Genomic DNA, 22590 nt, shown 5'->3' on the forward strand with positions numbered 1-22590 from the left:
CCACCTACAGGTAAAGCCGGCGGGGATTATGAACAAGCACCGCATCAGCGGTTTGAGTATCGCCGCAGGCCGTTTCGATGAACTCGAGAAGCTTGGCGTCATTCGGTACGTCGCCCTGGATATTGGGATGTGGCCAATCACTGCCCCAAATCGCTCGATCAGGCGCTGCCGCGAGCAGCCCACGTACGTGAGGTAAGGCCTTGAACCAGGGCTTATCCGAGCCACCCATCATCCGGTCCACGCCGGACAGCTTGATCCAGCGGTGTTCGTTGTCCAGGTATTTTCTCAGCGCCACCAGCCCCTCGATATCAGCGTCGAGATCGAGGTCGGGACGTGCCATGTGATCGATGACTAACGTTGTGCGAAGCTTGCGCCAACTGGCGAGAACGGGAAGGACCTGATCCAGCTTGCCGTGGAGCAGAACATGCCAACCCAAAGAACCAACCCGTTCGGCAAGCCCACCGAGCTCGCTTAGATTTTGAGCTTCAGCAAGGTGCCCCATGAAGTTCAAACGGACCCCGCGTACTCCGCCGTCGTGAAGCGCCTCCAGCTGACTGTCACTTTCCGAGCCATCGAGGAGCGCGACGCCTTTATATTGGCCCTCGGTGTGCGAGAGCGCGTCGAGCAGCGCGGTGTGATCGGTCCGGTAGCAGGCCGCTTGAACCAGTACCCCGTGGGAAATGCCCAGCTTCCGATGCATTTCAAGGAGCGCCGTCAGCGGCGCCTCTTGGGGGCGATAGACAGCGTCCTCGGGAAGAGGGTAGTCTTGCCACGGTCCGTAAATATGCGTGTGGCAGTCCCACCGGCCACCGGTCGTGTGCAGGCTGTTCATCAGTCGCACCGTGCGGTCATGCCGCCGTCGACGACGATTTCCGTGCCGGTGACGAAACGCGCTTCGTCCGACGCCAGGAACAGCGCGGCGTTCGCGGTGTCGCGCCCGTCTCCCATGAAGCCGAGCGGAATACGTGCAACGCGGCTCTCCAGCAACTTGTCCACGTCTCCACCCGAGCGTTGCCCGGCGAGGCGCGCCTCGACCATCGGCGTGTGCAGTTGCCCAGGGACGACCGTATTCACACGAATGCCCTTTTTGGCGTACTCGACCGCGACCACTTTGCCCAGCTGGATAACGCCGGCTTTGCATGCGGCGTACGCGACTTGGGCGGAGCCGGTCCAGCGCAGGCCAGAGGTCGATGCGGTATTCACGATGGAACCGCTGCCTTGGGCTTCCATCACTGGAAGTACGTACTTGCACATGAGGTACACGCTTTTCAGGTTGAACGCGACCTGAGCGTCCCATTTATCTTCGGAGAGCGCGACGGGACCACCCGCGGCCGAACCGCCGACGTTGTTCACCAAAACGTCGACACGCCCGTACTTCCCGCGACACGTCTCGACCATCGCTTGAACGGCGGTCGAGTCCGTGACGTCACAGCCGTAGGAAGTGATTTCACCGCCGACCTCGCGCACTCGGCGTACGGTTTCCTCCATCGCCTCGGGATTCTTGTCGACCGCGAAGATCTTGGCTCCTGCTTGCGCAAAGAGGACTGCAACTGCCCGTCCGTTCCCCCATCCGGGACCCACACAGCCCGCGCCGGTGACAATAGCAACCTTACCGTTAAGGCGTCCTGAATTCGTGTTATCGATGGGATTCTGCGAAGTTTCCACTTGATGCTCCTCAGTTCGATTCTTGGGGAAGTTCCGGTGCGACGCTTGGCGGATGCGGCACTTCGAAAACTTTGATGGTCATTGAGATCAGCGTGTAGTAGCCGGCGATGCCGACAAGGTCCACAACGCCGCCTTCGCCGATTTCCTCGACAAGCTCCTGATATAGCGCGTCGTCAACTTTTCGCTGTTCATGCAACTGGGTGAGGAAAGCAAACACCAACTCTTCGTCTCGACGGGCGAATGGAGGCATTTTGCCGACGCGGATTGCGTCGATGACTTCGTTCGACACGCCGGCCTCGAGCGCGAACGGCTTGTGCGCGGCCCATTCGTATTCGGCAAGCCAGTAGCGGCCCATGAACATGATGGCGAGCTCCGACAGCCGGGCAGGCACGCTGCTGTCGTATCGGCAATAGCGGCCTAAGGCCTGGGAGCGATCAGCGAGTTTCGGTCGATGCAGCCAGACGGCGAGAGGTCCTCGTACACCCTTGCGCGGACCATTGGCGATTGCGTCGTACACGGCCCGCTGCTCTGTATCAAGTTGCGCGGGGTCGATTGGAGGAAGACGTGTCATGAGCGTTGTACCCTCGGTGAGTTCAGTTCGACTGGGCCGTAGCAGTCGTAGCGGCGCCCTTCTGCTGCTTGAGGCATGAGCGGCGCGGTTTAGCACCGGTCTCTCGTTCGAACGCGCTTGCGTCAAAGGCTCCTTCCCATCGGGCGATCGCGAAGACGGCAAGTGTGTTGCCTACTACATTCACCAGGGCCGTCGCCGTGGCCATCACGCGATCGATCCCGAAGAGGAGGCCTAGACCGCTGAGAGGCAGACTCCGCACGGATTGCAACGTTGCAGCCAACTTGACGAAGGCACCACCCGCGACCGTCGTGCCGCCCTTCGAGGTAAGACTCAAGATAGCGAGCAGTCCAAGTTGCTGCCCCAGGGAGAACGGTGTGTCAGTCGCCTGCGCCACGAAGCCGATCGCAATGGCCATGTAGATGGACGTGCCGTCTAGGTTGAAGCTGTACCCCGCTGGAAGAACAAATCCGACGACCGCCTCATCACAACCGGAGCGCTGAAGCTTTTCAATAAGGCGAGGCAGAGCAACTTCACTCGACGCGGTACCAAAAATGAGCAGGAGTTCGTCCCGAATCAGCTTCAAAATGCTGAAGAAAGGCAAACCAATTATCCAGCTAATGCTGCCAAGCACGCCAAAGACGAAGAGCAGCGACGCCGCGTAGTACAAAACGATGACCTTCAGCAGGTACATCAGCGTCACGCTGCCGTAGCTCCCGATCGCTGCAGCCATCGCGCCAAATGCACCCAGCGGCGCAAGCCTCATGATGAACGCAAGCATGCGAAAGAGAACCGACTGTGCTTCGTCGATACCGCGCAGGAGGATCGACTCGGGACCTACGGCCATGTTTAGCGCGAGTCCCGCGAGCAGTGAGATGATCAGCACTTGAACGATATCGCCTTTCGCGAATGCATCGACAAGCGTATGCGGGATCAGACTCAGCAGGTAGTCAACGGCGGAGATGCCACCGGCACTCGTTGTCGCCTTTACCGCTGCCTGACTTTCAGCGATATTCGTGGCGTGCAGCCCGGTGCCGGGTTGGAACACATTCACCATCACGAAGCCGAGAATCATCGCGACGGTGCTCACAATTTCGAAATACACGAGCGATTTGACGCCCATGCGGCCGAGCATGCGCAGGTCTTTCACGTGGGCAATACCCTGGACCAACGTGCAGAAAATGATGGGAGCCAGCATCATCTTGAGTAAGGCGATGAAGCCCACGCCGAGCGGCTTCATCGCGACGGCCCACTCGGGCTTCGTCAACCCCAAGACGATTGCACACGCAAGTCCGATGAGTACTTGCACATGTAATTGCTTTAACCGCTTCATCTCGTCTCCTATATCGACTATTGGCCGTGAATCGGCCTGTACCGTTGACCTCGCGTCCAATCACTGGGCGATGGGCACTCGAAGCCCGCCCGGCCATTGGCACTGGTCAAGTTTCTGTGGGCAGAGAGCGGGAGCGGAATAATGCGAGTCGGGCTGATTTCACCGTTCCAGTGTCATCACGCCTGTTGAAGTTCGGATGCGCACTTTGCGATCCGTTGGAATTGACTCGTCTCCACTTCTTTCTGTCTTGTATTTGTTGGCTCAAGCATAAGAGCTCCGCAGAGGCTTGACAAAGACCGAGTAACTATACGAAGGTATGCCATCCAAGCATAACTCGAAGGGGATATGGACGTACGCGAGTTGAAGAACTTTATCCATGTGGCGCGCGCCGGCAGTTTTAATCGGGCCGCGGCCGAGCTCTACATCGCACAGCCCGCACTGAGCCGCCAAATTGCCAAGCTCGAAGAAGAAATTGGGGTGCCGCTATTCGTTCGGCACGGCCGTGGCGTGCGATTGACTGCCGCTGGTGCCCGTTTGCTGGAGCGGGCAGAAGTCATCACACAAATGGTGGGCGAAACCGGCGAGCATGTCAGGGCGAGCGTTGATGAAGAGCGAGGGTACCTTGCCGTGGGTCTACCGCCCACGATGGGTACCTTGATTGGCGCCGAGCTTGTCCGCGGTTTCCGGGCCGTGTTTCCCCGGGTTTCGTTGCATATCCGCGAGGGACAGAGCAGCTCGCTACAGGAATGGGTGCTGGACCGACGGGTCGACTTGGCCGTTGTGTACAACCAGCCTCCGCTCGATGCGTTCAACGTCCGTCCTCTTTACAGTGAGCCGATGATTCTGATCGCTCCCCCGGGCACGAAAATGCCCAAAGAGGGTTTTCACATTCGCGACCTCGCCAACCTTCCGTTGATTCTGCCGGGCTTGCCGCACAGCAATCGGCGCGTCATCGAACACGCTGCCGTCCAACATGGCATTCGGCTACGGGTTGAGCTTGAGGTGGATAGCGTTGCTCTCACCAAGCAGCTTGTGAAAGCTGGCGTCGGATACTCTATCCTTACGTCAATCGCGATCCGCGACGAAGCAGCGAGAGGCGATGTACTAGCACAGGCAATCAATCGACCCTCGATACGTTCGACGGTCGCGATAACCACGTTGCGCGATGCGCCCTCGTCCCGATTCGTGACTGCTTGGACCGCGATGCTGCGAGAAAAGCTGGCGGGCTTCGTTCAGAATGAGCAGTGGCGGGATGACATCGTTTGGTTGGATGACGGCGATTCGTGAAATGAGCCTCCTTGGAGACGATGAGCGGTGACTGCGTTGAGCGGCAACCCCTCGGCAGCCAGCGCTTGGGCTGATTGAGGGCGGCAGCTTGTGCAAGGCGTTTCGGTCACTCGCCACCCGCTTTCGGAGGTCGCCTTTTGGCCGATCCCCGAAGTTCATTGGACGCGCGGCTCGCCGCAGAACGCGCCAACAGGCGAGCTTCCCTTGCCGACCTGTTGCTGCCGTACAGGCTCGTGCGGCCCCTGCGGCCGCTTTCGAATGATCAAGTGCCATCCAACATGCAACTGCGCTACACGCTGCGACGAAACCTACCTGCGGATTCGCGACGTGAGCAAGCATATACGCAGCATCTTTGAGAGGGCGGACCAAGACCATGCCGCCGCTGCTCCTGTGTGCACGGTTAAGATTTGTAAAATAATCGTGAGGCTTGGCCCGTTGCCCAAGACGTCGGCAATTTCGTCTGATACGCAGCCCGCTCTTCGCCTATAAATTGAAAAATACTGGAGGGGATATGTCGAAACCAACAGATGCCTCCAGCACGTCAACGGACAAACGGACGCTCTCGTCGCGTAAAAAGGAACAGTCTTTTCTGTCGATTCTCAAGGCGGTATACCAGACCACCAAGCTTTACATTGCTCTGCTCATAGCGATTCGGGGATTCCGGGTGTAATTCGGTTGGAAACTGAGAAATGGGGCGTATCAGTCTGGATCGCCGTCGCCTTTGCCATGGTACCGGCGGTGCTGATCCTGCTATGGCTTATTCCAACTTGGCGCGAGCAGCGGTACAAGCGTCTTGCAATGAAGTTGGGTATAGACGGCAAGATCAAGGATCCGGACTATTTCCGTTTAACACCGTACGAACCAAGCTCGAACTTTCGCCGTGCGGACAACGTTCACGAAAAAGTCTACGCGTGGTTAGTCGGCAACCCCGCGCCGCTCCTCCGTCTCAGCGGAACCTCGGGCTCAAGGGAAAAGTTCGATCCTCTTGGCTTGGGTGCTGCCTCGGCTCGCCAGAGAAAATGCGGATGTGCGCGTCGTGAGTGCGCGGCTGATTGGCGATCCGATCGCTGCTGTTACTCGGGCGTTGCTAGCTCCCGGTGCTGTCTGGGAGCGGCCACCGACCGGTGATGTGACTCTCCGTGACCTACTCGAAAGGGCGACGAAAAAGATTTCACAAAAAAAAATTCTGCTAGTGCTCGATCAGTTCGAGGGATTCCTGATTCTCGCGGATGAGGAACGGCGCGACACCTTCGCATCATTGCTGCACTCACTCGCTGAAAGGCCGATTCGTAATCTGTAAGTTCTAATGGTTCTGCGCAATGACTACAACGGCCGGATATTCCAGCAGATCAAGCAACAGCCGAGTTTGAGGAACGCTTCGTGAATGTCGGCGCGACGTTCGAAGCGAATTCGGAGACGGCGGAAATGATGCAGCCAGGCGTGAGTACGTTCGACGACCCAACGGACTTTTCCAAGGCCACTACCGTGAGGGTGGCCGCGCCTCGCAATGATGGTTGGGATGTTGCGTTCGTGAAGGATGCGTCGGCATTTGTCGTGGTCGTAACCGCGGTCGGCGTAGACGCGGCCAGGACGGCTCAGAGGTCGTCCACGCACGCCGCCGATCGGTGCGATTGCCTCGATCAGCGGAACCAGTTGGGTGACGTCGTTACGATTGGCGCCGGTCAGGATTGCCGCGATTGGCGTTCCGTAGGCGTCGGTGGCGATGTGGTGTTTCGATCCAGGTCGCGCTCGATCGGTGGGGTTCGGGCCAGTTTTCGCCCGCCCCAACCGCACGAATCGAAGAGGAATCGACGACGACTCGGGAGAAGTCGATCTTCTCGGCCGCTCGCAGTTTCGCTAGCAGCAATGCGTGCAGTCGATTCCACACGCCGGCTTGCTGCCAATCGCGTAGCCTGCGCCAGCAGCTGACGCCGGAGCCGCACTCCATCTCCGCTGGCAGATCTCGCCACCGGATGCCGGTCTTCAGCACGAACAGGATGCCGGTCAGCGCAGCTCGATCCTGTACCGGCTTGCGGCCCGGGTACTTGAATCGGCGTGGCTTCGCCGGTGGTAGCAGTGGCTCGATTAGTGCCCACAGTTCGTCGTCGATGATTGATTTGCCCATCTCCTCGATCCTGTTGTTACGTCGATCGAGGTTAACAGGTTGCGTTACGAGTTAACAGCCCCTACGAACTCTTTTTGAAACCGTTTCTTAGTGCGTTCGCGGGAGTACGTCGCCGCTGTGGTCGCTGGCGAGAGGCGCAGCATTCGCGCCAGCAACCTACCCGTCGCAGCGCGGCCGTCCTGATTCGCGCAATCGGACGCCGTGGAATGCGGCGAGTACGGCGAAATCGATCACTGCCCGAAGAAGATATCCTTCTGTGTCGCGCCCACGGCTGCCGGACCGCCGGCCTGTTGCGCACCAGAGAATGAACCACCGTGGCCGCTATTGGCCTCGCTTCTGCCGGGTTGTGCGGACAATCGAGCTTCGGCGCTCTGAATGTCGCTTGGGTAATTCGGATCGTCAGATGTAGGCCTGTATCCGGCGCCCGCCAGTTCCGCCAGTTCGGACCGAACCTGTTCTCGCGTGAGCGGTGCACTTGTCTGGCCTTGGGCTGCCGCCGCGACCAGTGCCGTCGAAAGAAGCGTTGCAACTGCGAAGAGGGTCTTCATCATTTACCTCCATTTGATGCGCGACGCATGGCGCGTGTTATGCGTGTTGATCACACGACGCATACCGATTTATTGCCCGCGGTAGATGTCGCAACTGAGGCCCGGCGTGCAATGCCCGTTCGGGCCTGCAGGCGACATGTTTCGCGACGTATTGCCAGTCATGCTGGCGGAATCCATACCGCCATAGGATGTGTCGCCCGGCGCGGCTTGGCCGCCTTGGGCTCTTTGCTGCATCGTCGTGCCGTCCGTCGGCGCCATGTCCTGAGCACCGGCGGGACCGACCGCGAGCATGCTCGCGGCCGTGATTGCTAGAAGAAAGGTTGCTTTCATTTCCAACACCTCTTGGAGTAAATTACGGGGCGCAAGCGTGCGACGCGCTTGCGACAGACTATTTAAGACGCCTCGGTCAGCGACGCGGTAACGCGCGCCTGCGGGTCTCGTTGGAAAGTGCAGGATGCGTGGGGAGATTGCGCGCTGAAGCGCGCTTGCTCGGTATACCTCGCGGGTGCTCGGAAAATTCCCGGCTGAGGCTTTTTGTAAAGCGCATCGAGGATGAAGACGAATTGGGACCGACGAATTGGAACCCAAAGCCCTACGCGCCTATCTTCTCGACCTATGCAAAAGGTGATCACCAAACGGGCCCGCCTTCCTTGCTGCCCGCGGAACTTCACGCGCACCTGTGCATTCATCGGGGCCAAGCCGTCGTTATTTAGCGTCAGGGCGGCGGCAGGCGCGCAGCGGACAAATCGAGCGAGCCGATTTTCAAATGCCCGTAATACGGATCGCTGACGCCGACGAAACTGACGCTGGTGGTGCTCGATGTGCCAAGCGCACGAAAAGGAGCCGCCGCGGTAGCGCGGTACGTTGCACGCGGCACGGGCGTGCCCTCCGCGGACGCCAGATCGCTATAGTGCGGCGTGGCTTTTTGTCATTGCATATCGTTCGAGAGCGCTGGCGTATCCCATTGCCAGCCGGGAAAGCACCGGCATCTAATCAAGATTTCGGCTCCAGCCCAAACTGCTGAAACCCGAGCGACGCGTGAAGGCTTGAGGCCCGCCGTGTTGGCCGCCTTGACGGTCAGATTCACTTGAATAATGCCCGGCACGCGCTTCGCAAAACTGAGGATTTCGCTGATCAGCATCTTGCTGACGCCCTGACGCCTCATGTCCGGTTCGACATAACGCCCCAAAGGAAAGCCTTGTGGCTCAGCTGCCGACGGTCCTCGCGTCCAAGGCCAGCGATACCTACCAAACGCGAGCCATCGAAGTTGCCAAATACCCCGCGATACTCGCCTGGTCTCCGTTGGCGAGCGAAGTGCTCGGCATCAAAAGTCGGTTCCGATACCGGTGGCCGATGAACTGGCGCTTGAGCATGTCGGCGTCCATACATGCTGTCGTAAGCTGAACGTTTGCGTACGAACGATGGGCTATCGTCGGCGAGATAGCCACGGGGATCAGATACCAGCTAGCTTTAACCCTTGAGCAGCTTGCGGTTCAGTAGCGCGTTGAATTTCCGTGTCCGTGCTGCAATCAATCAGTAATCACCGCGACGCCGCGGCGCATTATCGGTTTGCCGAATGTCTCGACATGAAGACTTACCGCAACAGCGCGGCCTGAAAGCACATCTGCATCGGCACCATGCTATCGGTGAGTCGTAGCAGTCCTCGAACAGCGGCTGTCCCGCGGACACCATTGGCTCCTTCCCGGACCCGTTGCTGCCCTTCCTTCAGTTTTGTGGGATGTCGCTACGGCGCTCGAAAGCGAGCATAGCAGACAGCGCGCGGTAGAGATTAGCGATCTCGGATAGCACGACATGACCCATACGGACCTATGTACAAGCGGAATGTGACCGGACGAGCTGGACGCGCCCATTGAACATGTTGTCGGTCGTATCATGCTGGCGAGCACGGCAGGCAGACGGTGAAGGAAGTGCCGTTTTCTGAAGAAGCGACCCCTATTGTTCCCTGGTGCGCGATGGCAATGCAGCGGCAGATGTAAAGGCCCAGGCCCAGGCCTGCCGCCGTACCACGCCGGTCGGCCGGGCCAGCCCGGGTCAGCGGATCGAACAGCGTGGGCAGCGCGCGTTCCGGGATCGGATTGCCTTCGTGGGATACGACTAGGGTAACCTGGCCGTCATGACCGGTGGCTTCTACGACGATACGACCTGTTCCGTAGCGCACAGCGTTCGTCAGCAGGTTCGCCAGCAACTCGCTGAGTCGGCTACCGTCCCACCTGCCGCGGAGTTCGCCGGCCAGACGCAGCTCGATATGGGCATTGGGGTAGGACGCGCGCACTTCGTCCGCCGCATCGCGACAGATCCGCTCCATATCCTGCGGTGTGAAACTTACCGGAAGCGCGTCGCCCAGCCGCGTGCGTGTGAAGATGAGCAGATCATCGATCATATGTTTCATCCGCATCGCGCCACGCTGAACAAATGCCACTGCCCTTGCGCCGCCAGCAGAGAGACCCTCGTCGTGTAAGAGTACTTCGCCGGCATTCAGTATTGCGCCCAGTGGCGAGCGCAGGTCATGGGCGAGCACGCCGGCGAATAAGTCGCGGATGCGCTCAGTGCGGTGTGCGTAGTGCCGCACCGATTCGGCAAGCACTTGGTCGATCGCCTCGTTGAACCGGATCATCTCTTGAAACGCCTCGGCACCGGTGGGCGACGTTTCCTGCCAGCGGCGCAGCACTGTGGCGCGCAGGGAACGGAACTCGGCAACCACGTCGTCGATGCTGAAGCCGTGCGACAGGCGATCCTCCGCATGCAGTCGCGCGACCCGGTTAAAGGCGGAATCCGGCTCCTCCTTGTCGCCGCGCGATTTAGTTTCCTGCTGCCCGGCGCTCTGCGTCTCACGCATGTCCGTCGCGATCGCCCTCAGGATGTCGGCCGCCGAATCACGCAGTTGCGCTTCCGTCAGTTGGCTCTCCTCTTGGCTGAGCACAAGCGCGTAGCGGGTCCAGTCGTCGATCAGACCGGATAAATCAGCTTCAATAAAGTCGGCGAGGCTCATGCATTTCTCCGGTACGGGCGTTGTTCCTATACGAACGCTCTCTTTCGGGCGCAACCAGCCCTGGCAGCCGGTCACCATGACCTATCGAACCATAATTTGTTTTTTATCGCAAATTCTGCCCACACCAGCCGAGGAACGACGCTCAGGCTGTCGCCCGCAGGGCCGCAAGGCCATCGACTTCCAAACTGCGGCAATCAGGGACGGATGGCGCATGGCTTTATCGGGACCACGCGCTCGGGGACGAGGTGACAGACCGAGATAAGTGCTAAGTTCCTAACCCGTGTTCAACCCGCCCCAATGCATCACGAGCAGAGCGGTCGAGCGACGCATTCTTCCACGGCGGTGAACGCAATGAGGACGGTATTGTCCTGTCGCAGTGTTCTGGCGAAGATGTCGGGCGAGCGTGTACTGATAGCTTCCCCACCGGGACGGTAGTCATCGGCGACAGAAAGGATCGACCTTCAGATGCTGGCGGCGTTCGCGACCGGTGTTCCTGCTTGAACGCGACGAAGACCCTGAGTCCAACATGAACCCTCTCCTTGCTTCCGGTCATTCCCGAGATTCGCCGTGCAGGCATTGGCTTTCAGATCTTTCATCGGTCGCCGCAGACAGCCATGAGCAGATCGGACTGAGTCAACATTCCAACCAACTCAGCGCCGTTCCGTACGACAGGGAAATGATGATGTCCGTTCGCCATGAAGCGCGGAAGGACCTTCGAGATCGGTGTGTCAGCATCGATAGTACTCACGTCCGATTGCATGACCGCGTGAACAGTCACCTCTTCGTCTATCAACTCGCCGCCGTGCCTTCCGGCCGCCCGTGAAGCGAACTGAAGTTCCTGTCTAGCCGGCCGAAGGTCATCCCGCGCAACAACGCCCAAAAGCCGCCGTTCGCGATCGATCACCGGGAGCAGCTTGAATCCGGTTTTGTCAAGTAATGCGAGCGCCTCTCCAGCGGTTGCATCTCCGTGAACGGTCGTCACCGGAGTATGCATGACCTGTGCGCAACTCATTTCCAGGAGCATCCGAAAACGTGCTTGCTGTTCCAGCTGGTTGCAGCGCGAATCGCGCGGTCTTCCGACAATCGGCCACCTAGCTGCCGTTCCGCTGTGCGAGTACTTAAAACGGAGGCGGGAAATGGCATCGCGAACGGTCGCGCGCAATTTTGGGAGAATGAAGATCGACATACTCACCTCACTGCGTCGGACCAGCGTAGGCCTGGCCACAAGTTCGAACTGGGCAACGAATGTTGTCGTATGGGCATCTTTTCAAGTGTCTGACGTAGGCATGCAATACACGCGCTTCCTCCTTTATATCACACCGTGATATATTTGCCTTGCGCGCGGTTATGCTCGCGGTGCGTTGCCCTGGAACATCGTAGCGTTCTTGCGTTGGAGCAGGACCTGCCCTTCGGCTTGCCTAGGTTTTCCGCGTAACAAGAGCGGAATGCATAGCATGACTACGTTCTGCAATTGTGCCAATAGATAGACGTGCTGCTCTTATCCCTGGAAAACACCGCTAAGCGACGTTCGCATCTTTTCGTGCCTGGCGGCCAGTTCCGAAAGTAGAAGGATAACGGGACGCGACCGGTCGGCCTCCAGCTGCAGAGAAGCAGAAGTTATGCATCCCCTCGAGGGGGCTAGCCGCGCGCCGCATAACTGGACCAGGAACGTTACATGTGTCGTTAAAGACCACTGTGAGATTCAAATGCCGTCTGCAACCTGCGGCGACCAGTCTCATTGGCTCTCCTTCAAGCACGCCGTCACGCGAATGTTGAGGCGCCTAAACGCCTTCCGCATAACAATGTTGTTGCGACGTTTTTTTTGAGGCACTTCAGGCGCCCTTTACTTGTGGATGGCCGATCGCAGCCGCTCTACTTCTTGGTCCGAGACAGGCGCGGCGTGATTGCCCCATGCGCCGCGAACGAAGCTCACCACCTGAGCGATCTCAGAGGACGTCAGCTTGCCGTTAAATCCGGGCATCTTCTGAGGCGCGGGTCCCGTCTTGGTGTTGGGACCCTTACTACCTTCTATGACGATGCGCATCACCGAGGTCGGATCTTCGGCCAGGACAAGCGGATTGCCAGCGAGCGCTGCAATTTTTCCGGGCTGACCTCGCCCGTCGACCTGATGGCACCGCGCGCAGAAGGATAGATAAACACCGGCGCCAGGGCGCTCGACTTCGCCGGTTCGAATGCTTCGCGCGGTTTGCACCTGAGCGTGCGGGTTGTTAGCGAAACTCCCGTAGGTCTGTTGAGGGGGAAGCGACTTGAGGTAGACGGCCATCGCCTGGAGATCAGGTTCGGACAGATGCTGCGTGCTATCCTCAACCACGGGGGCCATAGCGCCGAACGCGATCGCACCCGCGCCGTGGCCGGTTCGCAAGAAATTGACGATGTCGTTTGCCGACCATCGCCCAAGACCACTACCTGGGTCACCGGTCAAGTTAGGCGCAAGCCAGTGATCGTTGACCCCACCGGTCAGATACCGTGGTGACGTTTCGCTATAGCCGAGCTCGTTGTAAGCGGGGCCTCGCGGCGTGTGACATGCACCGCAGTGTCCAAGTCCTTGTACAAGATACGCGCCTCGGTTCCACTGCGCGGTTTGTTTCGAGTTCGCTTGGTACCGGTCTTGATTGCCGAACGCGAGACTCCAGAACAGCATGCCCCAACGTTGATTGAACGGAAACGGCAAGTGCGTGTCGGGCGCACGCTTGGCGGCCGGCGCGACGCCGTGCATCAAATATGCGTACAACGCGGTCACGTCCTCGTCCGTCATGTTCGCGAGCGACGGATACGGCATTGCCGGGTAAAGCCGTTTGCCGTCGCGGCGCTTACCGATGCGCAGAGCGTCGGCGAAGTCCAGCAAGGTATAACGGCCAATACCGAACACGGGGTCCGGTGTGATGTTGCTTGCATAGATCGGACCAAACGGCGAGTTGACCGGCATGCCGCCGCCAAGCGGCGTGTGATCCGCGGCGTCGTGGCATGCACTGCAGTCGCCAGCTTTTGCAAGATATTCACCCCGAGCAATCAGCTTCGGATCGGTCGTCAACGGTGTCTGGCCGGTGATGTTATCCGCTAAGCGATCTGTCGACCGTTCGCCACATGCGCTTAACGCTACAATCATCAGCGCATTGACAAGCTAATCTCGAGTACTAATCGCGTTCATGTCAATGCCACTGGCTACAAGATTGAAAAAACACTTCGGCAAGGACCGTGAACATCAGCCCGAGGACGAATCCGCATCCGATAAGCGCGCTGCATAGTGCAACGAAGCGTTTACGACTCACCTCTTCCTCAGCGCGCGACAGCTCCGCGGATGACGCTACATCCGAACGCTCTTCTTTGACCTGCTTTTGCTTGCGACCTAGGAGCACATAACCGTACACGGCGAGTGCGGCGCATATAGCCGCGACGGCGAAGGCAGCGATTGACGTTCCATACAACCATCCATCGAGATTTGGAAAGACCGGTGTGACACGCGGGATGGATCCAGCCGAGCAGGCTTGGGCGGAGATCGTCTCGGAGACCATCACTTGAAGCAGCCAAGCGCCGGGCGCGAAGAAAAATCCAGCACTCGCGCAAAGGCCAACACGGCGCTTCTCGCTTCGGGTGAGCGCAGACTTCTCCACGGGAACGGGCGTTTGCATCAGTGGCCTCGCATCCAGAACGGCGTCACATACAACGATGTAAAGATGAATAGCCAGACGACGTCGACGAAGTGCCAATAGAGTCCGCCGATGCGCATCGGTGCGTTGCGTTCGGCGTCGAAATAACCCAACGCGATCCAGATCGCGAGCAGAACCAGAATGACCAGCCCGACGGCGACGTGGGCCATATGAAAGCCCGTGATAGTGAAGTAGAGGGAGCCGTAGAGATGAGCTGTAATGCCATACGGATGGTCGTGCCACTCCTTCCACTGCATCCCAGCGAACGCGACGCCCAGCGCAATAGCGACCAACATCCACCCGAATGCTTGCCATCGCTTACTTCTCTTAAGTGTTCGCTCGGAGAGCCACGCAAACACGCTGCTCAAGATGAGTGTGCCGGTGCTCAGCGCACCTGTGCCGATTTTCGGCATGCCTTCCGGCGGCCACGGGAGAGTCGTCTGAGACTGTGAGTAGAAGTAGCAAAAGATCAAATAACCGAAAAGACTCGCTTCCGTCGCGACGAGTGCCAGCACGCCCCACCATCCCCCCGAGTGCTCGCCTGCGCTCCCGACGGGCAGAGCGTCCTTGCTTGTGCCGGTGTTCACGGGAACGGTCTGCGCTGGTCCGGGAGGCTCGCGCTGTGCGAGCGTGCGCCGCGGCCACAGCCATGCGATGAGCGTTGCCCCTGCCGCCGCGAGCGCCACAACGAAAAAAGACGGCGAGCGCAGCAACACGCCGACGAAAACAAGTGCGCCAAAGAGTCCGAGAAAGAATGGCGACCAGGCATCCTCGGGCATCTTGAGAATGACATCGGGGCTGCCACTGAAAGGGTGGACACCAAGCGCCTCGCGCCCTCGATGAAGCAAGTATCCTGATGAAAGACTCGACCGCCGGCCCTTCGGCTGCAGGCGATCCTCCCACATCGGATGCCGCGATTCGATCACCGGCAAGACCGCAAAGTTGTACGGCGCCGGAGGCGACTCGGTCGACCATTCGAGCCCAGGCGCGTCCCATGGGTTCTTCGGCGCTTCACATCCGCGGCGTGCCGAGACAAGCGCGTTCACCACAAAGAGCAGAACGCCTAACGCAAAAATAAAGGAACCGATCGTCGTGATCAAATTCGACGTATCCCACCCCATGCCTTCAGGATAGGTGTAGATGCGCCGAGGCATGCCGAGCAATCCCGAGATGTGCATCGGGAAGAAACCAAGATTGAACCCCACGAGGATGATCCAGAACGCGATCTCGCCCCATCGTTCACTCATCATCCGTCCGGTGAATTTCGGAAACCAGTAGGTGATTCCGCCGAAGACGGGAAAAACGTTGATCCCTAGCAGCACATAATGTAGATGCGCAACAACAAAGTAGGTATCAGTCAGCTGCCAGTCGAGCGGCACAGCGGCGGTCATCACGCCGGAAACGCCGCCGACGACGAACATCAGCACAAAACTCGCGAAGTAGAGGAACGGTACGGCGAAGACGGGTCGTCCGGTCCAGATCGTCGCGACCCATGCAAACACGGCGACCGCGCTTGGAATCGAGATGAGCAAACTTGCCGCGCCAAAGAAGGCCAGCGCCAAAGGCGTGATCCCGGTTGCGAACATGTGATGGATCCACACTTCAAAACCAACGACCATGGTACTGACAGTCGCCATAGCCACCGCTGCATAAGCGACGAGGGGACGACGACAGAACGTCGGCAGGGCATCCGAGACAATACCCATCGCCGGCAGCACGACGACGTAGACCCACGGATGGGCGAACATCCAGAACAAGTGCTGCCAGAGCAGCGGCCGTCCGTCGCTCGCCACGTCGAAGAAATGCGTACCAATATTGCGGTCCATCCACAGCAGCAGAAACGCCAAACTCACCGACGGCACTGCAAAGAGATTCGCAAACGAAATGGTCAGCGTGCCCCAGACGATAATCGGCAGCCGGTCCACCGACATGCCGACCGCGCGCATGCGAAAAAGCGTGACTACAAAATTCACTGCCCCAACGGTCGTCGAGATGCCGAGCAGCACCATACCGAGTGAGTAGACATCGATATTTATTCCACGGCTGTATTCCAGGGATGAAAGTGGCACATAGTTGAACCAACCGGCATTCGGGGCCTGCCCGAATGGAAAGCTGCCATAAAGGAAGATGCCGGCAAAGAGAAAAACCCAATACGAAAGCGCGTTCAGACGGGGAAACGCCATGTCGCGGGAGCCCAACATGAGCGGCCAAAGGAAATTCGAGAAGCCGCTGAGCACCGGAAGCGCATACAAGAAAATCATCGTGACGCCGTGCATCGTGAAAAGCTCGGCGAACTGGCTAGGCGTCACCAGTGATTGGTTCGGCTGCGCGAGCTGCAAACGCATAATCAGCGCTTCAACTCCGCCCAGCAAAAGAAACAGGAACGCTGTCACGATGTAGCGCAAGCCAATCTTTTTGTGATCGACGGTTGTGACGAAACCGCGCCAACCCGAATCTCCTTCCCAGATTTCACGCAAGCGCTTCTCGGCCTCCGACCCTTGCGGCACGCTGCCAAACTCAGGCTCACGGCGGAAAGCGACCCGATGGGCCTGCGCAGCGCTTCGATCACCGATGGCGGCCATCGTCTATTCCTTACTTGAGAGTGGCGAGGTAGGCCGACAAGTCGCCCGCTTCCGCGGGCGAGAGCTGCATATCGGACATTAGCGTGCCGGGCTTGATTTCCTGGGCGTGCTCGATCCAGTCGATCAGGTTCTCGGGTGTATTGACGACGCTTCCTGCTGCAAGCAGCCGACGCGACAACACGTGGGTGAGGTCCGGCGCCTGAACCCCGCTCGCCTTGCTTCCACGAACCGTATGGCATCCCGCGCAGCGTTCTGCGAAGAGCTTCCTTCCTCGGATCGCTTGGGCTGTCGACGGTGCGGGTGCTGCCCCCATCTGCGCGGTGTACCACCGGTCGTAATCAGCCTGCGTCTGTGCGTACACCTCGAACGCCATGTGCGCATGCTGTACGCCGCAATACTGCGTGCATTGGCCTCGGAAAATGCCAGGGTGGTCCGCGTGGATCCACTGCCGGTTCGCGGTGCCAGGAATCGTCTGTGTCTTACCCGCTAGTTCGGGCACCCAGAAAGCGTGAATCACGTCAGCGCTTTTCAGCAAGACGAGCACGGGCACGCCAGACGGAATGTGCAACTCGTTGGCAGTTGAGAAGCGGCTCTCGCCGTCCACATAGTCAACTTTCCACCACCAGTCGTAGGCGGTGACCGTCACGGTCAAACCCGGCGTTTTCGAAGGGTCGGCGACCTCCGCGAGCACAGAGAGCATATAGACGGCGATGCCAAAGAGCGCGATGGTGGAGAGCACCGAGCCGACGTAGACTAAGCGCACCCCCCCTTCGGAGACGAGCGCTCGCGCGTCCTGCGGCTTCCTACGTCGAAACATGCCGATGAGAAGCATTCCGGCGATGATCACGCAAACCAGCGCGCATATGGTAGCAAGCGTCCATCCAAGATAGAGGACTGGCTGTGCAGCAGGCCCCCTGCTGCGCAGAAAATACGCGAGCGGCGTCGACGCAGCCGCGAGCAAGTCCGCCTCGCGCGAAGGCGCTTCGGCGGCCAACGCGCCGAGATGATAGAGCGCGGCAGGAAGCAAGGCTCCGACTTGTACAACCGACAAGAGAACACGGCGCACCACGCTGTCTCCTGGATCTTTAGACCGAAATTGCTGGAATGCTCTTCGCCTTCTTCTTGCGCCGATTGAGCTACCGATTAGGGTGGCTCGGCTCGTTGAAAGGGAGCAACTGCTATTCCAATGTTCGTTCGCGCAACACAATCTGCGCACGCCCCGCGAATTTGCCTTGAATGATATGTATCACAACGTGATCTTTTTTCAGATGCTTGCAAAGTTTGCTGCGGAGCGCGCGAACCGATCGCTAGTAGGCGCTTCGCGCGGGTTGGATAGTTTTCGAAAGATAGCGGAGGGAGAGGTGATGGCTAATCGACATGAAGGTGTAAGGAGCCGTGCACCGGTGACGATGCTGAGCGCCTCTCGCATATTCGCTATGCTGGGAACTTTCCTGCGGTACTCCGAAGAGATAACGCATTCGCCCGTGATCACCCGCTTCTATGTTCTTTACCCGTCCAGGTGAGCGGCGCCCCAGAATCCGCCGGGCGACGGTCGAGGAGTCGCCGAGTCTCTCTAAGGCGCCGCTCACGGGACTCTGTGTTGTAACGCGCTGGGAGCGCGCACGGCTCGTTGGAGGCAAGCTGGAGGACAAAGATCGCGTCATATACAGGTGCATCTCAGTCGCAAGGCAAACGATGTGTCTATCGAATTACTGCTTACATCTGGACCAAATGAGTGAGCTGCGGTGCCTGCTTGCAGAGGCCTGACGGTTAGCCTCGATGCGCCAAGTTCCGTGACCGTCCGCGATGCGGCACGTTCATTGCATCACATTGTGACATACCTGCTTGAGCCAACGTCACAAGCATCTTCGCTGCAACTACGGAGAAAACCATGTCTATCACCGTCGGCGATTTCGTGGTCGACCGCCTGCACGCATGGGGCGTTCGTCGCATTTTTGGCTATCCGGGCGATGGCATCAACGGCATCCTGGGCGCGTTGAATCGCGCGAAGGGCAAGATCGAATTCATACAGACGCGGCACGAGGAGATGGCCGCATTCATGGCGTCGGCGCACGCAAAGTTCACCGGCGAACTCGGGGTGTGTCTGGCGACATCCGGACCTGGCGCAGCACACCTTCTCGCTGGGCTCTACGACGCTCGGCTCGATCACATGCCCGTGCTTGCTATCGCCGGCCAGCAAGCACGCGCATCGCTCGGCGGCCACTATCAACAAGAAGTCGATCTTCAGTCAATGTTCAAGGATGTCGCGGGCGCTTTCGTGCAACAGGCAAGCGTGCCCGCCCAGGTTCGTCATCTCGTCGACAGGGCTATCCGGACTGCGCTGGGTGACCGGAAAGTCGCTGCGCTCGTGTTCCCGAACGATTTGCAGGAGCTTAAATACGAACCGCCGCCGCGCAAGCACGGGACCTTGCACTCAGGCGTCGGTTATCGCGCGCCGAAAACTGTGCCCTATGCCGACGATCTCCATCGCGCCGCGGAGGTCCTCAACGCGGGCAAGAAGGTGGCCATTCTCGTCGGCGCGGGCGCGTTGAAGGCGACCGATGAAGTGATCGCGGTGGCGGAAAAACTCGGGGCCGGGGTCGCAAAAGCGCTTTTGGGCAAAGCCGCCCTCCCCGACGATCTGCCGAATGTCACAGGTTCGATCGGTCTGCTTGGCACTGAGCCCAGCTACAAGCTGATGTCTGGATGCGACACGTTGCTGATGATCGGCTCGGGTTTTCCGTATTCCGAATTTTTGCCGAAGGAAGGCGCCGCACGCGGCATACAGATCGACATCCAGCCGGACATGCTGTCCATTCGTTATCCGATGGAGGTCAATCTCGTCGGGGACAGCGCGGAGACATTGCGCGCGCTTTTGCCATTGCTCGAACAGAAGAAGGAGCGTACGTGGCGTACGGACATCGAAGGCTGGATGACTGACTGGTGGAGCAAGCTTGAGAAGCGCGCGCTCGCGTCGGGGACCACCGGCGTGAACCCGCAACGCACGATATGGGAATTGTCCCCTCGCGTACCGCCTAACGCCATCGTGACCAGTGACTCCGGATCGTGTGCAAACTGGTACGCGCGCGATTTAAAAGTCAAGCGCGGCATGATGTGCTCGCTCTCCGGGGGCCTTGCTTCCATGGGTGCAGCCGTGCCGTATGCGATCTCCGCGAAATTCGCACATCCTGGGCGGCCTGTGATCGCGCTGGTAGGCGACGGGGCAATGCAGATGAACAACATGGCCGAGTTGATCACGGTCGCGAAGTACTGGAAGCAATGGTCGGATCCGCGCTGGATTTGCATGGTGCTACACAATGACGACCTGAACCAGGTTACGTGGGAACAGCGCGTCATGAACGGCGACCCGAAGTTCGAGGCGTCGCAAGACATCCCATCTGTGCCATACCACCGCTTCGCCGAGCTAATCGGATTGCGAGGCATATACGTCGAGGACGCCGAGCGCATGGGCGCAGTGTGGGACGAAGCACTGGGCTCGGATCGCCCCGTGGTGATCGAGGTGAAGGCCGATCCGAATGTCCCGCCGCTGCCGCCGCACATCACGCTTGAACAGGCGAAAGCTTTCGCCACGACGCTATTCGAAGGTGACCCAGACGAAGGCAACATCATCGTCGACACTGCGAAACAGGTTCTGGGCGCAGTGTTACCAGCGCATAAGAACAAGTAAAGGGGACTTGTGTCATGCACCTCACAAGACGCGAGGCGCCGGTCGAGGCGATCCGGGCGCGCGCCTACACCATTCCGACGGACAGACCGGAAGCCGATGGGACGTTTTCCTGGTCATCGACGACACTCGTCGTTGTGGAACTTACCGCAGCAGGCAAGACGGGTATCGGCTATACCTACAACGACGCGACGACAGCGAACTTCATTGAATCGGCGCTCGCCCCGACGCTCGTTGGCGAAGACGCATGGAACATCGACGCCCTTTGGTTACATATGCAGCAGCGCGTGCGCAACATCGGCCGCTCGGGGATCGCCGCGTGCGCGATATCGGCGCTCGACTGCGCGCTGTGGGACGTAAAGGCGCGCCTGCTCGACATACCGCTTGCCCGTCTGCTCGGCGCCGTACGCAGCCGCGTGCCGCTCTACGGCAGCGGCGGCTTCACTACCTATACCGACGACGAAATCCGCGATCAACTCTCGAGCTGGGTGCATGAAGACGGATGCCGCTGGGTCAAGATCAAGATCGGCACCCAGCCATCGCGCGATCCGCATCGCGTGGCCGTTGCGCGCGAGGCCATTGGCGATGATGCCGGCCTTTTCGTCGATGCCAACGGCGCGCTCAATCGCAAGCAGGCGCTAGTCTACGCGCAACGATTCGCGCAATACGGTGTCGAGTGGTTCGAGGAGCCGGTGTCGTCCGACGATATCGCTGGCCTTGCATCGTTGCGCGACGCGTTGCCCGCGCATATCGAACTGGCGGCGGGCGAGTACGGCTTCACGATCGACGACTTTCGCACGCTGCTCGCAAACGAAGCCGTCGATGTGCTACAGGCCGATGTCACGCGCTGCGCAGGCATCACCGGCTTCCTTCGCGCAGCGACGCTGTGCGACGCTTTCCATGTGCCGCTGTCGGCGCACTGTGCGCCCGCGCTGCATTTACACGTGGCCTGCGCCGCGCCGCGTCTTCGGCATCAAGAATGGTTCCACGATCACGTGCGCATCGAGTCGATGCTCTTCGATGGCGCACCGCGCGCCCGCAACGGCGCGATCTCGCCGGATTGGTCAAGGCCCGGTTGCGGACTCGACTTCAAACATGCGGATGCGCACCAGTATGCCGTCTAAGAACTTCGGCCAACGATTGAACAAAACGAATCGAAGAACATGACGCAAACCAGAACGATCGACATTGCCATCGGCTGCGGGATCGCCGCGGCCGGGTTCGCGCTCGTGAGTCTTGGAGGACCCAAGGCCCATCGCACGCCAGTACAGACGCATATCGATACGGCGCGAACGTTCAATCGTAGCTCAGCGCTGCTTGCGCTCTCTGTGCTGGCCGATAGCGCGATGGAGCACTATCGCGGCTCCTTCGATAATCCCGCCATGTACACGCCGCTGGCGGTCTCGACACTATCGTTATTGGCCGGCCTTCACGGCAGCGCCGATCACGAGCCGGCGCGTCATCCTGTGCGCAATGCGGTCTATGTGAGTGCGGCGCTCGCGGGCGTCGCTGGCACAGGGTTCCATCTGTACAACATCACGAAGCGCCCCGGCGGCTGGAGTTGGCACAACCTCTTTTACGCGGCGCCAATCGGCGCGCCGATGGCGTTGCTGCTCTCCGGCGCGCTCGGCGCGGTATCCGAACGGCTGCGCGACGAACCCGCGCACGCGCCGAGTCTTTTCGGCATGCCGGCGGGACAGGCGCTCGCGCTCGTCACGAGCGCCGGACTGCTCGGCACGCTCGGCGAAGTTGCGCTGCTGCACTTTCGCGGCGCATTTCAGAACCCGGCCATGTACGCGCCCATCATCATTCCGCCGGTCGCAGCAGGGCTGCTCGTCGATGTCGCCCTCGCGCGTCCGCGCGAGCACTGGTTCACGCGGCTGTGGCTACGGGTGACGACGGCGCTCGGGTTCATCGGTGTCGGCTTTCATGCACGCGGCGTTGCGCGCGCGCGTGGCGGCTGGCGCAACTGGAGCCAGAATCTGTTTAACGGACCGCCGCTGCCCGCACCGCCGAGCTTTTCGGCGCTCGCACTCGCGGGGCTCGCCGCGCTGCGTCTTCGGGAGGCCGAGAAGAAATGAAGCACTTGCCCCGCTATCCCGGCTACGACGTGATGAAC

Annotated in this window: 19 protein-coding genes; 5 read left to right on the forward strand and 14 right to left on the reverse strand. The window is 59.6% G+C overall.

Features of this window, described 5'->3' with window-relative positions; all coding sequences use genetic code 11:
• Positions 1 to 4: 4 nt before the first annotated feature.
• From BG60_RS29475 to BG60_RS29490, 4 genes are read right to left on the reverse strand one after another with little or no spacing between them, the layout of a single operon-like run.
• A complete protein-coding gene (locus BG60_RS29475; RefSeq protein WP_033536073.1) occupies positions 5 to 832 on the reverse strand; it encodes an amidohydrolase family protein in 828 nt (275 codons plus the stop codon).
• On the reverse strand, positions 832 to 1665 hold the full coding sequence (locus tag BG60_RS29480; protein WP_235366197.1) for an SDR family NAD(P)-dependent oxidoreductase: 834 nt from the start codon (positions 1663 to 1665) through the stop codon (positions 832 to 834). The genes BG60_RS29475 and BG60_RS29480 overlap by 1 nt, the downstream gene beginning before the upstream one ends.
• A 10-nt stretch (positions 1666 to 1675) precedes the next feature.
• Positions 1676 to 2236, reverse strand: a complete 561-nt coding sequence (locus tag BG60_RS29485; RefSeq protein WP_033536072.1) for a carboxymuconolactone decarboxylase family protein — start codon at positions 2234 to 2236, stop codon at positions 1676 to 1678.
• Positions 2237 to 2258: 22 nt separating this feature from the next.
• Positions 2259 to 3566: a C4-dicarboxylate transporter DctA gene (locus tag BG60_RS29490; RefSeq protein WP_008345180.1), complete on the reverse strand. Its 1308-nt coding sequence runs from the start codon at positions 3564 to 3566 to the stop codon at positions 2259 to 2261.
• Positions 3567 to 3911: 345 nt separating this feature from the next.
• Here BG60_RS29490 and BG60_RS29495 point away from each other — a divergent pair, with 345 nt between their 5' ends.
• Positions 3912 to 4853, forward strand: coding sequence for a LysR family transcriptional regulator (locus tag BG60_RS29495; protein WP_008345181.1), 942 nt, complete (start codon positions 3912 to 3914; stop codon positions 4851 to 4853).
• A gap of 979 nt (positions 4854 to 5832) precedes the next feature.
• A complete protein-coding gene (locus tag BG60_RS29500; protein WP_326929441.1) occupies positions 5833 to 6153 on the forward strand; it encodes an nSTAND1 domain-containing NTPase in 321 nt (106 codons plus the stop codon).
• A 23-nt stretch (positions 6154 to 6176) separates the two neighbouring features.
• Here the strand turns inward: BG60_RS29500 and BG60_RS29505 are convergent.
• The 10 genes from BG60_RS29505 to coxB form a co-directional block, all read right to left on the reverse strand.
• Positions 6177 to 6978, reverse strand: a protein-coding gene (locus tag BG60_RS29505) for an IS5 family transposase (RefSeq protein WP_085955282.1) whose coding sequence is annotated in 2 segments (ribosomal slippage) — positions 6177 to 6630 and positions 6629 to 6978 — 804 coding nt in all. Because the reading frame shifts where the segments join, the coding sequence is not laid out codon by codon here.
• 230 nt (positions 6979 to 7208) lie between these two features.
• On the reverse strand, positions 7209 to 7529 hold the full coding sequence (locus BG60_RS29510; protein ID WP_051078937.1) for a DUF4148 domain-containing protein: 321 nt from the start codon (positions 7527 to 7529) through the stop codon (positions 7209 to 7211).
• A 66-nt stretch (positions 7530 to 7595) separates the two neighbouring features.
• Positions 7596 to 7856 (reverse strand): hypothetical protein, encoded by a 261-nt coding sequence (locus BG60_RS29515; RefSeq protein ID WP_008345186.1) that lies wholly within the window; start codon positions 7854 to 7856, stop codon positions 7596 to 7598.
• Positions 7857 to 8454: 598 nt separating this feature from the next.
• A complete protein-coding gene (locus BG60_RS40105; protein WP_326929439.1) occupies positions 8455 to 8802 on the reverse strand; it encodes a GNAT family N-acetyltransferase in 348 nt (115 codons plus the stop codon).
• Between the two features lie 615 nt (positions 8803 to 9417).
• Positions 9418 to 10536, reverse strand: coding sequence for a sensor histidine kinase (locus BG60_RS29525; RefSeq protein WP_008345189.1), 1119 nt, complete (start codon positions 10534 to 10536; stop codon positions 9418 to 9420).
• A gap of 592 nt (positions 10537 to 11128) precedes the next feature.
• The gene (locus BG60_RS29530) at positions 11129 to 11722 is read right to left on the reverse strand and encodes a CBS domain-containing protein (RefSeq protein ID WP_235366195.1); all 594 of its coding nucleotides are present in this window, start codon (positions 11720 to 11722) and stop codon (positions 11129 to 11131) included.
• A 657-nt stretch (positions 11723 to 12379) separates the two neighbouring features.
• Entirely contained in the window at positions 12380 to 13663 is a 1284-nt protein-coding gene (locus tag BG60_RS29535; RefSeq protein ID WP_008345191.1) for a c-type cytochrome, read from the reverse strand.
• Positions 13664 to 13706: 43 nt separating this feature from the next.
• The gene (locus BG60_RS29540) at positions 13707 to 14186 is read right to left on the reverse strand and encodes a hypothetical protein (RefSeq protein WP_008345192.1); all 480 of its coding nucleotides are present in this window, start codon (positions 14184 to 14186) and stop codon (positions 13707 to 13709) included.
• Positions 14186 to 16786, reverse strand: coding sequence for a cytochrome c oxidase subunit I (gene ctaD, locus BG60_RS29545; RefSeq protein WP_008345193.1), 2601 nt, complete (start codon positions 16784 to 16786; stop codon positions 14186 to 14188). The genes BG60_RS29540 and ctaD overlap by 1 nt, the downstream gene beginning before the upstream one ends.
• 10 nt (positions 16787 to 16796) lie before the next feature.
• Positions 16797 to 17852 (reverse strand): cytochrome c oxidase subunit II, encoded by a 1056-nt coding sequence (gene coxB / locus BG60_RS29550; protein ID WP_008345195.1) that lies wholly within the window; start codon positions 17850 to 17852, stop codon positions 16797 to 16799.
• Between the two features lie 825 nt (positions 17853 to 18677).
• Between coxB and BG60_RS29560 the strand changes: the two genes are divergently transcribed.
• The 3 genes from BG60_RS29560 to BG60_RS29570 are packed head-to-tail and all read left to right on the forward strand — an operon-like array spanning position 18678 to position 22552.
• Positions 18678 to 20474 carry a thiamine pyrophosphate-requiring protein gene (locus BG60_RS29560; RefSeq protein ID WP_008345198.1) on the forward strand — a complete coding sequence of 599 codons (1797 nt, stop codon included), beginning with the start codon at positions 18678 to 18680 and terminating at the stop codon, positions 20472 to 20474.
• Positions 20475 to 20488: 14 nt separating this feature from the next.
• Entirely contained in the window at positions 20489 to 21595 is a 1107-nt protein-coding gene (locus BG60_RS29565) for an enolase C-terminal domain-like protein (RefSeq protein ID WP_008345200.1), read from the forward strand.
• Positions 21596 to 21634: 39 nt separating this feature from the next.
• Positions 21635 to 22552 (forward strand): hypothetical protein, encoded by a 918-nt coding sequence (locus BG60_RS29570; protein WP_008345201.1) that lies wholly within the window; start codon positions 21635 to 21637, stop codon positions 22550 to 22552.
• Positions 22553 to 22590: the final 38 nt, after the last annotated feature.

It is taken from the genome of Caballeronia zhejiangensis (genome assembly GCF_000698575.1).
In the GTDB taxonomy this organism is placed as follows: Bacteria; Pseudomonadota; Gammaproteobacteria; order Burkholderiales; family Burkholderiaceae; genus Caballeronia; species Caballeronia zhejiangensis.

What these genes read in the sequence shown, in the direction of transcription:
- BG60_RS29475 (WP_033536073.1), bottom strand. Translation starts at nt 832, where the DNA reads ATGAACAGCCTGCACACGACCGGTGGCCGGTGGGACTGCCACACGCAT.
- BG60_RS29485 (WP_033536072.1), bottom strand. Translation starts at nt 2,236, where the DNA reads ATGACACGTCTTCCTCCAATCGACCCCGCGCAACTTGATACAGAGCAG.
- BG60_RS29490 (WP_008345180.1), bottom strand. Translation starts at nt 3,566, where the DNA reads ATGAAGCGGTTAAAGCAATTACATGTGCAAGTACTCATCGGACTTGCG.
- BG60_RS29495 (WP_008345181.1), top strand. Translation starts at nt 3,912, where the DNA reads ATGGACGTACGCGAGTTGAAGAACTTTATCCATGTGGCGCGCGCCGGC.
- BG60_RS29510 (WP_051078937.1), bottom strand. Translation starts at nt 7,529, where the DNA reads ATGATGAAGACCCTCTTCGCAGTTGCAACGCTTCTTTCGACGGCACTG.
- BG60_RS29515 (WP_008345186.1), bottom strand. Translation starts at nt 7,856, where the DNA reads ATGAAAGCAACCTTTCTTCTAGCAATCACGGCCGCGAGCATGCTCGCG.
- BG60_RS29525 (WP_008345189.1), bottom strand. Translation starts at nt 10,536, where the DNA reads ATGAGCCTCGCCGACTTTATTGAAGCTGATTTATCCGGTCTGATCGAC.
- BG60_RS29530 (WP_235366195.1), bottom strand. Translation starts at nt 11,722, where the DNA reads ATGTCGATCTTCATTCTCCCAAAATTGCGCGCGACCGTTCGCGATGCC.
- BG60_RS29535 (WP_008345191.1), bottom strand. Translation starts at nt 13,663, where the DNA reads ATGATTGTAGCGTTAAGCGCATGTGGCGAACGGTCGACAGATCGCTTA.
- BG60_RS29540 (WP_008345192.1), bottom strand. Translation starts at nt 14,186, where the DNA reads ATGCAAACGCCCGTTCCCGTGGAGAAGTCTGCGCTCACCCGAAGCGAG.
- ctaD (WP_008345193.1), bottom strand. Translation starts at nt 16,786, where the DNA reads ATGGCCGCCATCGGTGATCGAAGCGCTGCGCAGGCCCATCGGGTCGCT.
- BG60_RS29560 (WP_008345198.1), top strand. Translation starts at nt 18,678, where the DNA reads ATGTCTATCACCGTCGGCGATTTCGTGGTCGACCGCCTGCACGCATGG.
- BG60_RS29565 (WP_008345200.1), top strand. Translation starts at nt 20,489, where the DNA reads ATGCACCTCACAAGACGCGAGGCGCCGGTCGAGGCGATCCGGGCGCGC.
- BG60_RS29570 (WP_008345201.1), top strand. Translation starts at nt 21,635, where the DNA reads ATGACGCAAACCAGAACGATCGACATTGCCATCGGCTGCGGGATCGCC.